The sequence below is a fragment of the Pseudomonas sp. NA-150 genome, from assembly GCF_044336365.1.
GTDB lineage: Bacteria > Pseudomonadota > Gammaproteobacteria > Pseudomonadales > Pseudomonadaceae > Aquipseudomonas.
The window spans coordinates 1,394,489-1,407,165 of the sequence record NZ_CP172305.1 but is presented as its reverse complement, the minus strand read 5'-3'; the positions used below and the strand labels follow the sequence as shown (position 1 = coordinate 1,407,165).

General features: G+C 60.0%; 11 protein-coding genes. 6 read left to right on the top strand and 5 right to left on the bottom strand.

Annotated elements, in window-relative coordinates:
• Window positions 1-85 precede the first annotated feature (85 nt).
• Together ACF0H7_RS06755 and ACF0H7_RS06750 are read left to right on the top strand one after the other, a co-directional pair.
• Window positions 86-2,533 carry an acyl-CoA dehydrogenase gene (locus ACF0H7_RS06755; protein WP_397453846.1) on the top strand — a complete coding sequence of 816 codons (2,448 nt, stop codon included), beginning with the start codon at window positions 86-88 and terminating at the stop codon, window positions 2,531-2,533.
• Between the two features lie 77 nt (window positions 2,534-2,610).
• Window positions 2,611-3,021, top strand: coding sequence for a PA2817 family protein (locus tag ACF0H7_RS06750; RefSeq protein ID WP_397452009.1), 411 nt, complete (start codon window positions 2,611-2,613; stop codon window positions 3,019-3,021).
• A gap of 137 nt (window positions 3,022-3,158) precedes the next feature.
• On the opposite strand, the gene ACF0H7_RS06745 is transcribed toward ACF0H7_RS06750, so the two are convergent.
• From ACF0H7_RS06745 to ACF0H7_RS06735, 3 genes are read right to left on the bottom strand one after another with little or no spacing between them, the layout of a single operon-like run.
• Window positions 3,159-4,166, bottom strand: a complete 1,008-nt coding sequence (locus ACF0H7_RS06745; protein WP_397452008.1) for an ABC transporter substrate-binding protein — start codon at window positions 4,164-4,166, stop codon at window positions 3,159-3,161.
• A 46-nt stretch (window positions 4,167-4,212) separates the two neighbouring features.
• Window positions 4,213-4,986, bottom strand: a complete 774-nt coding sequence (locus ACF0H7_RS06740) for an ABC transporter ATP-binding protein (protein ID WP_397452007.1) — start codon at window positions 4,984-4,986, stop codon at window positions 4,213-4,215.
• A 2-nt stretch (window positions 4,987-4,988) separates the two neighbouring features.
• Window positions 4,989-5,849, bottom strand: coding sequence for an ABC transporter permease (locus ACF0H7_RS06735; protein WP_397452006.1), 861 nt, complete (start codon window positions 5,847-5,849; stop codon window positions 4,989-4,991).
• A 228-nt stretch (window positions 5,850-6,077) separates the two neighbouring features.
• On the opposite strand from ACF0H7_RS06735, the gene ACF0H7_RS06730 reads away from it, so the two are divergent.
• Window positions 6,078-7,166 carry an LLM class flavin-dependent oxidoreductase gene (locus tag ACF0H7_RS06730; protein ID WP_397452005.1) on the top strand — a complete coding sequence of 363 codons (1,089 nt, stop codon included), beginning with the start codon at window positions 6,078-6,080 and terminating at the stop codon, window positions 7,164-7,166.
• 120 nt (window positions 7,167-7,286) lie between these two features.
• Here the strand turns inward: ACF0H7_RS06730 and ACF0H7_RS06725 are convergent, their stop codons facing one another.
• Together ACF0H7_RS06725 and ACF0H7_RS06720 are read right to left on the bottom strand one after the other, a co-directional pair.
• Window positions 7,287-8,087 carry a class II aldolase/adducin family protein gene (locus ACF0H7_RS06725; protein ID WP_397452004.1) on the bottom strand — a complete coding sequence of 267 codons (801 nt, stop codon included), beginning with the start codon at window positions 8,085-8,087 and terminating at the stop codon, window positions 7,287-7,289.
• Window positions 8,088-8,207: 120 nt separating this feature from the next.
• Window positions 8,208-9,101, bottom strand: coding sequence for a LysR family transcriptional regulator (locus ACF0H7_RS06720; protein WP_397452003.1), 894 nt, complete (start codon window positions 9,099-9,101; stop codon window positions 8,208-8,210).
• 287 nt (window positions 9,102-9,388) lie between these two features.
• On the opposite strand from ACF0H7_RS06720, the gene ACF0H7_RS06715 reads away from it, so the two are divergent.
• The 3 genes from ACF0H7_RS06715 (at window position 9,389) to ACF0H7_RS06705 (ending at window position 12,580) form a co-directional block, all read left to right on the top strand.
• The gene (locus ACF0H7_RS06715) at window positions 9,389-9,994 is read left to right on the top strand and encodes a cysteine dioxygenase (RefSeq protein ID WP_397452002.1); all 606 of its coding nucleotides are present in this window, start codon (window positions 9,389-9,391) and stop codon (window positions 9,992-9,994) included.
• On the top strand, window positions 9,991-11,574 hold the full coding sequence (locus ACF0H7_RS06710) for a rhodanese homology domain-containing protein (protein WP_397452001.1): 1,584 nt from the start codon (window positions 9,991-9,993) through the stop codon (window positions 11,572-11,574). The genes ACF0H7_RS06715 and ACF0H7_RS06710 overlap by 4 nt, the downstream gene beginning before the upstream one ends.
• Window positions 11,575-11,701: 127 nt before the next feature.
• Window positions 11,702-12,580, top strand: coding sequence for a TauD/TfdA dioxygenase family protein (locus ACF0H7_RS06705; protein ID WP_397452000.1), 879 nt, complete (start codon window positions 11,702-11,704; stop codon window positions 12,578-12,580).
• Window positions 12,581-12,677 lie beyond the last annotated feature (97 nt).

Here is a 12,677-nt window from a genome sequence, read left to right as displayed (position 1 = left end):
CCTTAAGTACACCCACCCTGTTCATCTGATGCCGTCTACGCTGTTGGAGGCGGTTTGTCACCGCGTTCATCACGGAGGATTACCTATGCTGTTGTTGTGGATACTGGTTCTGCTGGTCGGGGCTGCTTATTTGGCCCATCGACGCATTGCCCCCCTGCCCGCCTTGGGCGCGGTGGCGGTTTACTTGCTGGCCATGAGTATCGTCGGCCATGCGCCGGGCTGGTTGATGGTGATTTTCTGGGTGCTGTGGCTCGCCGCCGTGCTGCCCCTGGCCCTGCCGGACCTGCGCCGCAAATACTTCACCGCACCACTGTTTTCATGGTTCCAGAAAGTCTTGCCACCGATGTCCACCACCGAGCGCGAGGCGATCGACGCCGGCACCGTATGGTGGGATGGCGAACTGTTCAGCGGTCGGCCGAACTGGAACACCTTGTTGGCCTACCCCAAGGCCCAGTTCAGCGAAGAAGAACAAGCCTTTCTCGACGGCCCGACCGAAGAATTGTGCGCGATGGTCAGCGATTGGCAGATCGGTCAGGACATGGACCTGCCGCCCGCCGCCTGGCAACACATCAAGCAGCACGGTTTTTTTGCCCTGATCATCCCTAAAGAGTACGGCGGCAAAGGCTTCTCGGCCTACGCTCACTCGCAAGTGGCGATGAAGCTCGCGTCGCGCAGCGGCGATCTGGCCTCCACCGTCATGGTCCCCAACTCCCTCGGCCCGGCAGAGTTGTTGCTGCACTACGGCACCGACGAACAACGCAATCACTACCTGCCGCGCCTGGCCCGTGGCGACGACATTCCCTGCTTCGCCCTCACCGGCCCGCTGGCGGGATCGGACGCCGGTTCAATGCCCGACACCGGGGTGATCTGCAAAGGCCAGTGGCAGGGTGAAGAAGTCATCGGTCTGCGCCTGAATTGGGAAAAACGCTACATCACCCTTGGCCCGATCGCGACCTTGCTTGGCCTCGCCTTCAAAGCCTTCGACCCGGACCACCTGCTGGGTGAGGAAGAGGACCTGGGCATCAGCTTGGCGTTGATTCCGACCGACACCCCCGGCGTCGAGATCGGCCGTCGCCACAACCCGCTGGGCGCGGCGTTCATGAACGGCCCCAACGCCGGCAAGGACGTGTTCGTGCCCCTGGACTGCTTGATCGGCGGCCAGGCCATGCTCGGCAAAGGCTGGATGATGCTGATGAATTGTCTGTCGGTGGGGCGTTCGATTTCCCTGCCGGCAGTCGGCACCGGCATGGCCAAGTTCACCAGCCTGGTGACCGGGCAATACGCGCAGGTGCGCGAACAATTCAACGTACCACTGGCGGCGTTCGAAGGGATTCAAGAGGTCATGGCGCGCATCGGCGGCAACGCCTGGCTGATGGACAGTGCACGGATGCTGACCACCAACGCCGTGGACCTGGGGGAGAAACCGTCGGTCTTGTCGGCGATTCTCAAGCACCACCTGACCGAACGCGGCCGCGAGTGCATCAGCCACGCCATGGATGTTCACGGCGGCAAGGGCATTATCCTGGGCCCCAACAATTACCTGGGCCGCATCTGGCAAGGCGCGCCGATCCCGATCACCGTGGAAGGCGCCAACATTCTTTCGCGCAACTTGATGATCTTTGGCCAAGGCGCGATTCGGTGCCATCCGTTCGTGCTCAAGGAAATGGCCCTGGCCGGTCGCGAGGACCGTGATCAGGCGCTGCGCGAGTTCGATGACCTGCTGCTCAAGCACATCGGCTTCGCCATCGGCAACGCCGCCAGCACCCTGGTGCTCAATCTGGGCGTCGGCCATTTCGAAAGCGCCCCGGGCGATGGCCTGAGTCAGGGTTATTTCCGTGCCTTGAACCGTCAGGCGGCGGCGTTCGCGCTGCTGGCGGACTTGAGCATGATGCTGCTGGGCGGCGAATTGAAACGCCGGGAACGCTTGTCGGCGCGCCTGGGTGATGTGCTCAGCCATCTGTATCTCGCCTCCGCCGCGCTCAAGCGTTACCACGACCTCAATTCGCCGGAATACCTGAGCCCGTTGTTTCGCTGGGCGCTGGAAGAAAGCCTGGGCAAATCCGAGCACGCGCTGGATCAACTGCTGAACAACTTCCCGAACCGAATCATCGGCTGTGCGCTGCGGGTGCTGGTATTCCCCTTCGGCCGCCGCCATACCGGACCGTCGGACGCGCTGGATGCCGAAGTGGCGCAAGTTATGGGCCGGGCCAAAGGCGATCCGGCGCTGGAAGCGATGCTGGCCGGCTGCTACCGACCGCAATCGGCGGACGATGCCGTGGGCGCCCTGCAACACGCCTGCGACCTGCTGAACACCAGCCAACCGGCGCAACAAAAACTGCACCACGCGCTGAAAAGCCGCCAGTTGAAACCGGTGCTGGGTGAACCGCTGGTCGATACCGCGTTGCATGCCGGTGTATTGCAACCGGTGGAAGCCGAATCGCTACGCGCAGCGCAAGCCGCGCGGCGCAAGGTCATCGACGTGGATGATTTCGATCAACAAGAACTGACCCTGACGGCTGGCAAAGTCCGTTAGTGGTTAAACGCAAACAACACAGCAGGCGCGGACACCTTTATACTCCCGCGCCTGTTTTTGCCTTTGAGGACTGCATCATGGCCGACGCCAATCTCGACCACCAACTGAACCTGTTGGCGCACCTGCGCGGCATCCTGGCCGCCTTGGGCGAGGCCGAACAAGTGCCTGAGGAAAGCCACGCGTTGTTCATGGAGCGCTTCGTCGAACTGATCGAACTGCTGCCGAAAAACCCGATTGAAAGCCAGTACCTGGGCCAGGACATCATCTGCCAGGTGATCCAGCGCTACCCGCAAATCGCCCACCTGGTGCCGCGCGACCTGCTGTGGTACTTCGCCGGCGACTGCCTGCACTTCATGCCGGATGACGAAATCGAGCTGTATCAGGCACTGGAAGAGCGTCGCTACGAAGCCGAGCAGAACGACGAACCGTTCGACTGGAATATGGAAAAGAAACTGCTGTCGATGTCGGCGCAATCCAGCAAGCATTGATCAGCTGACACACCGCCGTCCCTGTAGGAGCCAACTTGTTGGCGAGCAGCTTGATGCGGTGTGTCTGGCACAACGCCTCGCGAACACGTTCGCACCTACAGTGAAGGCTGGCATTTCAGAATTTGCATCACCTGGTTCTAACGCAGAATCTCCCCCTCCGTCTTGGCAAACACCTCACGATCCACCAGGGTCGAAACATCCACGCCGTGGGGAAATATTTTCTTCGCAACGAATAAATCATCCACGCCCTGTAACGCCACCACGTCCGATGCCTCCACCGGCAACAACGACTCGATCCCCCAGCCATGCAACCGCTGGGACACTGGCAACGGAATGTCGTTGATCCGGGCGAACAGCCGCGCGTATTCATCCGGATGGCTGCGCGCCCACTCGAACGCCTTGGCAAAACGCTGCAATACATCGTTCAGCGCCCGACGCTTGAGCGGGTCGTACAAGGCTTCGTCCGAGGCGGTGATGAACGTCAAACCCGTGTTGATCCCCTCCCCACTCAATAACACTCGCGCCCCCCCTTCCTCGGCAAACGCCTGATACACACCAAACGTTGCCCAGGCCTCGATCTTGCCCGCGTTGAACGCCGCCAAGGCATCGGTTGGCAGTACAAACCCGATGTTCACCTCCGACTCACTCACCCCGGCGTTGGCCAAGGCGCGAATCACCAGGTATTGCGAGATGCTGCCGCGAGCCGAAGAGATGATGACGTTTTTGCCCCTGAGATCAGCGACGCTGTGAATCACGGAATCCTTGGGAACCAGAATGGCGATGCCCCGCGATTGACTGCGACGCACGGCGACGATGCGCAACGGAGCGCCGCCGGTGGCAGCGGCCAGCACCGGTGTGTCCCCTGCGGGTGCAAGATCCACTGCCCCGGCCCGCAAGGCTTCAAATAACGGCGCAGCCCCCTGAAAGTTGGCCCACTCCACTTGATACGGTGCGCCGTCCAGCGCTTTCGAGGCCTCGACCACGGTGCGCAGGCCCTTGGCCTGATCACCGAGGATCAGCTTGACCTTCGACCAATCCACCGCCGTCGAGACTGCTGCGGTTTTTTCGGGTTTTGGACCGCAGGCCACCAGCATCAGCGAGGCCGCGAAAATAAACGTGCAACGAGCTAACAAGTGCAACAGCATGCAAAAACACCCTGGTTATAAAAGAGAGAACACCCGCTGAACTGCATCAGGCATTGGCAAACCGCAAAAACTTCTCCGGCACCGGCTCTTCACGCCGCCCCGCCTCAACCCCCAACAAGCCCAATAACCGCGCACGAATCGCTTGAAAACCCGCCTGCCCGGTATCCCGCTGGCGTGGCAGTTCAATGTGGATTTCGTCGGCGATCTTGCCCTCGGCAAGTACGATCACCCGGTCGGCGAGCAAAATCGCTTCGTCGACGTCATGGGTCACCAGCAGTACCGCTGGCGTATGTTTGCGCCACAGGTCGATGATCAGTTGGTGCATGCGAATCCGGGTCAAGGCGTCCAGCGCGGCGAAGGGTTCGTCGAGCAAGAGCAACTTCGGCTCACGCACCAAACCTCGCGCCAACGCCACCCGCTGCGCCTCGCCACCCGAGAGCGTGGCGGGAAAGGCATTCAAGCGATGCGCCAGGCCCACTTCAGTCAAGGCCTCGGTTGCGCGCTGTTTGGCGTTGTCGATGTGCAGCCCCAGCACCACGTTTTTCCACGCGTTTTTCCACGGCATCAGGCGCGGTTCCTGGAACACCGCCGCCCTTGCCAATGGCACGCGCAATTGGCCGCTGTCGATGCTGTCGAGCCCGGCCAACGTTCGCAGCAACGTGGTTTTGCCCGAGCCACTGGCGCCGAGCAAGGCCACGAACTCACCGGGGGCAATGTCCAGATCCAGGCCGTCGATCACCCGTTGCTGGCCAAATTGGCGGACCACGTTGCGCAATTGCACGGGGGCAGCCGAGGTGTGCAGAAGGTCGAGAGCAGCCATGTTCAATTCCTCACGAAAGTAGGTCGCCAGGCCAGCGCGTAACGCTCCAGCGTGCGGATAAGGCCGTCGATCAACAGGCCGAGGACGCTGTAGATCAGCAGGCAGATGACGATCACGTCGGTGCGCATGAAGTCTCGGGCGTCGCTGGCGAGAAAGCCGATCCCGGCCGTGGTGTTGATCTGTTCGACAAACACCAGCGCCAGCCAGGAGATGCCCAACGAGTAACGCAGGCCGACAAAAAACGACGGCAGCGAACCCGGCAGGATCACATGCCAAATCAGCTCGCGACGATTGAGACCCAGGGTGTTGGCGGCTTCGATCAGTTTCGGGTCGATGTTGCGAATCCCGGAAAACAGGTTGAGGTACACCGGAAAGGTGGTGCCGATGACGATCAGCGCGATCTTGGTGAATTCGCCGATGCCGAACCAGAGAATGAACAGCGGCACCAGCGCCAGCGACGGAATGGTGCGCAGCATCTGCATCGGCGAATCCAGAATCAGTTCGCCGCGCTTCGACAGCCCGCTGACCAGCGCCGCGACCACGCCAATGCTGACCCCGATGCTCAAGCCCAGCAGCGCGCGTTGCAGCGACACCCACAGGTGCTTGCCCAACTCGCCGGAAATGATCATGGCCCACAGCGTGTCACCGATTTGCGACGGCGCGGCGATGACTCTGCTCGGAATCAACCCCGCGCGCGAGGCCAGTTCCCACAACAGCAGCAACACCAGCGGGCTGATCAGACGTAGGACAAATCCGGGGAGGCGCCAGGCTTTTTGCCTGACGACACCCCGCGCCGACTCGGCTTTGTTGAGGATGAAAAAGCCCGTGTCGGCGCGTGGCGTATCGAGGGTGGTGTCGGACATCAGGCTTCCTTCCTTAAGGTATGGCGCGATCACCCCATGCTATTCGCATAAAAAACCTCAGTGAAATTCTTTTTAGGAATAACCTAATAGTTAAAGTTATTGATTTCTATACAACACTAAAATGCATATTTTTTATAATTAACTTAGACCTAAATAGAATTTCACAGCTTTCGCCGATCCCCCTATGTTGCAGGCACAAGGTCGTCTCACCATTGGAAGGAGTTGTTCATGAGTATTGAATTCATCGGTTATATCGCCACCCAACCCGGATCGGAAATCCACCCGCGCAGCGGTCCAACGATCCAGCCGGAGTATGTGGAAAAGGTTGCCAAAGCCCATGAAGAAGCGGGTTTCGACCGCGCCTTGGTGGCCTTCCACTCCAATAGCCCCGACAGCGCTTTTGTCGCCGCTCACGCCGCCAGTGTCACCACTCGCCTGCAATTTCTGGTGGCCCACCGACCAGGCTTCATCGCGCCGACATTGGCCGCTCGACAGTTCGCGACCCTGGACGTGTTCAACGGGGGCCGCACCGCCGTGCACATCATCACCGGCGGCAATGACGAGGAACTGCGCGCGGATGGCAGCTACATCGGCAAGGACGAACGTTATGCGCGCACCGATGAATACCTCGACGTGGTGCGTCAGGAATGGACCAGCGAAAAGCCTTTCAACTATCAGGGCACCTATTACCAGTTTGAAGGCGCGCATTCGGCAGTGAAATCGCCGCAGTTGCCACACATCCCACTGTATTTCGGCGGTTCATCGCCGGCTGCCATTGCCGTCGCCGGCAAGCACGCTGATGTGTATGCGTTGTGGGGCGAGACCTACGAGCAAGTGCGGGACGTGGTGAAACAGGTGCGAGCCGAAGCCGCCAAACATGGTCGGACGGTTCGTTTCAGTTTGTCGCTGCGGCCGATTCTGGCTGAGACCGAAGAAAAAGCCTGGGCCCGAGCGGACAGCATCCTGCAGAAAGCCAAGGCATTGGCCGAAACCAACGGCTTCGTGCGTCGTGATCCACCGAATGAAGGTTCCCGTCGTTTACTGGCTGCCGCAGCACAAGGCGCGCGCCTGGATAAACGTCTGTGGACCGGCATTGCCGAACTGCTCGGCGCCCAAGGCAACTCCACCTCGCTGGTGGGCACCCCGGAGCAAGTGGCCGAAGCGTTGCTCGACTACTACGACCTGGGGATTACCACCTTCCTGATCCGTGGCTTTGATCCTCTGGACGATGCCATCGACTACGGCCGCAAACTGATTCCGCTGACCCGTGAGTTGGTCGCCAAGCGCGAGCGCGATGCCCAGGAAAAAGTCGCCTGATTGGGTGCACATCCCTTGTAGGAGCGAACTTGTTCGCGAGGCGGTGTGCCTGACATACCGCATCAAGCCGCTCGCTAACACGTTAGCTCCTACAGGCGAAGGCTGCCCACTTGGCACCCATCAATTCTTGTAATCCGTATCCGTACGCTCCAACTGCCGAATCAGCGCATTCCAATGCCGCACCACATGCGGCCCAGTCCCGCTTTTGAACACCTTGGCCTGCTCTTCCACCTTGGCCACCACTTCAGCCGGTGGAAAGATCAGTTCGGCATTACCCGACGCCTGGGCAGCGATCTGGATGTTGCAGGCGTACTCCAGTGTTTGCAGCTGCTGGAACGCGTGCTCGACGCTGACACCCGCCGCCAATAACCCATGGTTACGCAGGATCATCACGCTCTTGTCACCCAAGTCCGCCACCAGTCGCTCACGCTCATCGAGGTCCAACGCGACACCTTCGTAGCCGTGATACGCCACCCGGCCCGAGAAGCCGATGGAGTGCTGGGATATCGGCAGCAATCCACCCTTCTGCGCCGACACGGCAATCCCATCGCGGGTGTGGGTGTGCAGCACGGCTTTGAGGTCGTGGCGCGCGGCATGGATTGCACTGTGGATCACATAACCGGCGTAGTTGATGCCCAGACCGGTAGGGTCATCAACGATGGTGCCGTCGATGTCGACCTTGACCAGGTTCGACGCGGTGATTTCGTCAAACAGCAAGCCGAAGGCATTGATCAAAAAATGCTCTTCCGGCCCCGGCACCCGCGCCGAGAAGTGAGTGTAGATATGATCGGTCCAGCGCTTGAGTGCCGCCAGCCGATAGGCCGCAGCCAGCGCAACCCGGACTTCCCATTCTTCAGCGCTGACCCGATCCCGGACGCCCGACTCGTTGTGCTGAACGGGCAAAGAACTGACGTTGCTCATGGCATGACTCCCTGTAGGTCTTGATAGACGTAAGGGAACAGCCTAAGCGCATAAGAAACCCATTAAAAATGACATTTTAATCTAAGCTAATTATTAATTTTTTTTATTATCGAATCGCCTTCAAGCCTGCTTCAGCGAACTCGCGACCAATGAGCCAAACGATGCCACGGCACCTTGCAGGTTACCGAGGAACCGTGGGTACATCAGCCACAGGTCCATCACCGGCCTGAAGTCCTTGAGCGGCATCACTGCCAGTTGTTCACGGTGGGCGCTGCGCTCCAGCAACGGTCGTGGCACCAACCCCAGGCCCATACCGTCGGCGACCAACCCCAGCTGCAACTCGGTGCCGAAGGTTTCCAGGTTGACCTTCAACGTCAGCCCCTGATCGGACAACGTCCGCTGCAAGCCGGCGCGGAAACCACAACCATCGGGGTTGAGCACCCAGCCCTGTTCATAACAGTCGGCCAGCTTGCACGGCTTTTTCGGCAGCGCGGCCTTGGCGCAGACCACCACCAGTTCCATCTTGCCGATGGATTCGCCGATGATGTTTTCCGGAAAAATCTTCCCCGCAGGAAACAATGCCGCAGCGGCATCCAGCTCGCCCTTCTCGATCTTGCCGATCAAGTGGCTGCCCCAACCGGTGACCACCTGCGCACGCAAATCGGGGAATTCTGCACGTAGGTGCTTGAGCGCATCCAGCAGAATCACGTCGCCAATGGTTTGCGGCACACCGAGGCGCAACACGCCGCTGGGGGGGGTGTCACTGGCCACCAACTCCCGAAGCGCATCCATTTCCCGCAGGATCGACAGACATTTCTGATACACCTGCGTGCCCATGGATGTCGGCTTCAGCGGTTTGGTATTACGATCGAACAACTCGACCCCCAACGCCTGCTCGAAATTCTGCACCCGACGGGTGATGGCCGGTTGTGTGAGGTCCAGCGAATCGGCGGCGAGGCTGATGGACTGACAGCGAATCACCGCGACAAAGGCATCGATATCATCAATTTTCATTCGGACCGCACATAGTAAAAGGCCTTGGAGATATCGAAAAAGCATAATTCCAATCCCTGAATTCTGCAAAGCACAGATCCCCTGTAGGAGCGGGCTTGCCCGCGATAGCGATCTAGCTGACCCACCGCATCAAGCTGATCGCGATCAAGCCCGCTCCTACAAGGATTGTGCAAAAAAGGAATTAAATGCGTTTTCGTTATAACCTAATCATTAAAAAATAGCATATTAACCGCCAGCATTATGTTTATATTTCTAAAACCAACGTAAGCACTGGCTTCGGAACAGACATGACCCAGACCCGACACCCGGAACGACTCAGGGCCTTCATCGGCGCACTCGCCGAACTGATCGACAGCAACCCTCGCGAGGGCGACCTGCTGCATCGCGGCGGCAAACTGCTGACGCAACTGATCAGCTTCGACGACTGGCTGCCCGATGACTATGCGCAGCCCGATCCGCAGCGTTATCAACAATTCCTGCTGCACGCCGATTCGCGCCAACGGTTTTCCGTGGTGAGTTTTGTCTGGGGCCCAGGCCAAAGCACGCCGATTCACGATCACCGGGTCTGGGGTTTGATTGGCATGTTGCGCGGCGCCGAATTCTCTCAGGGCTATGCCCGCAGCCCGAATGGCAGCCTTGAGAAAGAAGGCCCGGCGATTCGTCTGGAGCCCGGTCATGTTGAAGCGCTGTCACCGCGCAGCAACGATATCCATCAAGTTCATAACGCCTTCAGCGACCAAGTGTCGATCAGCATTCACGTGTACGGTGCCAACATCGGCGCGGTACGGCGCGCGGTGTACCTGCCCGACGGCACTGAAAAACCATTCATTTCCGGTTATTCCAATACCGTTCTCCCGAATATCTGGGACCTGTCTAAAGAGAGCCAAGCATGAGCAAGGTTGCCACCCGATCTTTCAGCGACATCCGCCGCGCGTTACTGGCCCACCAAGAACTGGCGCTGGTCGATGTTCGCGAAGAAGCACCGTTCGCCGAAGCGCACCCATTGTTTGCAGCCAACATTCCACTGTCGAAGCTCGAACTGGAAATTTTCTCGCGCGTTCCTCGGCGCGACACCGCGGTCACTGTGTATGACAACGGCGAAGGCCTGGCGGATATCGCCGTACAACGCTTGCAGGCACTCGGCTACAGCGATGTGCGCCTGCTGGAAGGTGGCTTGCAAGGCTGGCGTGATGCCGGCGGCGAGCTGTTTATCGACGTCAACGTGCCGAGCAAAGCCTTTGGCGAACTGGTGGAAAGCCAGCGTCACACGCCCTCGCTGGCCGCCGAAGAAGTGCTGGCCTTGATCAACGCCAAGGCTGACGTGGTGGTGCTGGACGCGCGCCGTTACGACGAATACCAAACCATGAGCATCCCCAGCGGCATCAGCGTACCCGGCGCCGAACTGGTGTTGCGCGCCCGCGAACTGGCGCCTGACCCAAGCACGCGGATCATCGTCAACTGCGCGGGCCGTACCCGCAGCATCATCGGCACCCAATCGCTGGTCAACGCCGGCCTGCCGAACCCGATCTCGGCCTTGCGCAACGGCACCATCGGCTGGCTGCTGGCCGGTCAAACCCTGGACCACGGCCAGGCGCGACGCTTCTCTGAAGTGGGCGAAGACACTCGCGAACAGGCCAGCGCCGATGCACGCAAAGTGGCCGACAAAGCACGCGTACAGCGCGCCAGCCACGCCGAGCTGAAACGCTGGCAAGCCGACCTCACGCGCAGCACGTACCTGTTCGATGTCCGCACCCCGGAAGAATTCGCTGACGGTCACTTGCCGGGCGCGCGCTCGACGCCGGGCGGACAACTGGTGCAAGAAACCGATCACTTCGCCAGCGTGCGCGGTGCGCGCCTGGTATTGGTCGACAACGATGGCGTGCGCGCCAATATGTCGGCCTCATGGCTGGCGCAATTGGGTTGGGACGTGTTCGTGGTCGATGGCTTGAACGCTGCCGATTTCAGCGAGAAAGGCGAATGGAACGCGCCGATTCCAGCACCGCATCAAGCCGAAGAAATCAGTGCACAAACCCTCGCCGACTGGCGCCTACAGGGCGATGTCGCCGTGCTGGATTTCACCACCAGCGCCAACTACGTCAAACAGCACATTCCCGGCGCCTGGTGGGTATTGCGCAGCCAATTGCAGGACGCCCTGAACAACATTCCGGCGGCTTCACGCTACGTTCTGACTTGCGGCAGCAGCCGTCTGGCGCGTCTGGCGGTGGCCGAGGTCGAAGCGTTGACCGGCAAACCGGTGTTCCTGCTGCAAGGCGGCAGCGGCACTTGGTTCGCCGCCGGGTTTGCCGCCGAGAGCGGCGAAAGCCAGCTGGCCTCGCCACGTATCGACCGCTATCGCCGGCCGTATGAGGGCACCGATGCACCGCGCGAAGCCATGCAAGCTTATCTGGACTGGGAATTCGGTCTGGTCGAGCAACTCGGGCGCGACGGCACCCACGGCTTCCATGTGATTTGACCGACAACACGGCGCGGTGAATCCCACCGCGTCGCTTCACCCCGGCTACATCCCAATAGCGCACTCCCTACCCGACCCCTCTCCAGGCGGAGGTTACTGAACAACAACCACGAGAGGTTCCATCCCCATGTCTGCAGTTTTAGCGTCGCACACTCCCCTTGCCGTCCAGCCAGCTCGCACCCTACAGGTCACTCGTCTCGAGCCGACCATCGGTGCGGAAATTTCCGGCATCGATCTCAGCCAACCGATTACCCCGGCGCAACGCGGCGAGCTTCGCGCGCTGCTGCTGGAACACAAAGTGATTTTCTTCCGCGACCAGCCAATCAATACCGCGCAGCAGATCGCCTTCGCCCAGGAGTTCGGTGAGCTGTACGTGCACCCGACCACCCAACAAAATGATCCGACCCGGCCCCACGCGCATCTGATCCAGGCCCAGGACGAGCGCAAGCTGTACGGCCCGCGTACCAGCGGCCGTTGGCACACCGACACCAGTTGGCTATTGCAGCCGACCCTCGGCGCCATTTTGCGCGCGGTGGATTTGCCCGAGATTGGCGGTGACACGCTGTGGGCCGACACGGCAGCGGTCTATCACGCCTTGCCGGACGAGCTGAAGCAGGAAATCGACAGTCTTTACGTGGTGCATGATTTCAAGAAGTCACTGGATCAGGTCGGCTTCGACTACCCGATCCTTGCCCATCCCTTGGTACGCACCCATCCCGAAACCGGCGAAGACAGCCTGTTCATCAACTTTTCGCAAAACCCTTCGGTGATTGGTTGGGCGCCGGAACGCAGCAAACAGTTGATTGAGCGTTTGTTGCTGGAAGTCAGCAAGCCCGAGCATCAGGTGCGTTTCAAATGGCGCGAACACTCCATCGCGTTCTGGGACAACCGCGCCACCTTGCATTACCCGGTCTACAACTATGGCGACTACCCACGGCGCATGGAACGGGTGTTGATCGCGTACGACGATATCCCGCATCGCGTAAGACGCCCCAACGTCGCGTGATCTAAAGCCTCACCACTCCCAACGCTGAACCACCCCCTTCGCGATTCGCATTTCACTGCGAAGGGGTCGGTGTGTGCGCAAAACGCTCAAGAGCAAC

What these genes read in the sequence shown, in the direction of transcription:
- ACF0H7_RS06705 (WP_397452000.1), top strand. Translation starts at nt 11,702, where the DNA reads ATGTCTGCAGTTTTAGCGTCGCACACTCCCCTTGCCGTCCAGCCAGCT.
- ACF0H7_RS06720 (WP_397452003.1), bottom strand. Translation starts at nt 9,101, where the DNA reads ATGAAAATTGATGATATCGATGCCTTTGTCGCGGTGATTCGCTGTCAG.
- ACF0H7_RS06745 (WP_397452008.1), bottom strand. Translation starts at nt 4,166, where the DNA reads ATGCTGTTGCACTTGTTAGCTCGTTGCACGTTTATTTTCGCGGCCTCG.
- ACF0H7_RS06740 (WP_397452007.1), bottom strand. Translation starts at nt 4,986, where the DNA reads ATGGCTGCTCTCGACCTTCTGCACACCTCGGCTGCCCCCGTGCAATTG.
- ACF0H7_RS06715 (WP_397452002.1), top strand. Translation starts at nt 9,389, where the DNA reads ATGACCCAGACCCGACACCCGGAACGACTCAGGGCCTTCATCGGCGCA.
- ACF0H7_RS06750 (WP_397452009.1), top strand. Translation starts at nt 2,611, where the DNA reads ATGGCCGACGCCAATCTCGACCACCAACTGAACCTGTTGGCGCACCTG.
- ACF0H7_RS06755 (WP_397453846.1), top strand. Translation starts at nt 86, where the DNA reads ATGCTGTTGTTGTGGATACTGGTTCTGCTGGTCGGGGCTGCTTATTTG.
- ACF0H7_RS06710 (WP_397452001.1), top strand. Translation starts at nt 9,991, where the DNA reads ATGAGCAAGGTTGCCACCCGATCTTTCAGCGACATCCGCCGCGCGTTA.
- ACF0H7_RS06725 (WP_397452004.1), bottom strand. Translation starts at nt 8,087, where the DNA reads ATGAGCAACGTCAGTTCTTTGCCCGTTCAGCACAACGAGTCGGGCGTC.
- ACF0H7_RS06730 (WP_397452005.1), top strand. Translation starts at nt 6,078, where the DNA reads ATGAGTATTGAATTCATCGGTTATATCGCCACCCAACCCGGATCGGAA.
- ACF0H7_RS06735 (WP_397452006.1), bottom strand. Translation starts at nt 5,849, where the DNA reads ATGTCCGACACCACCCTCGATACGCCACGCGCCGACACGGGCTTTTTC.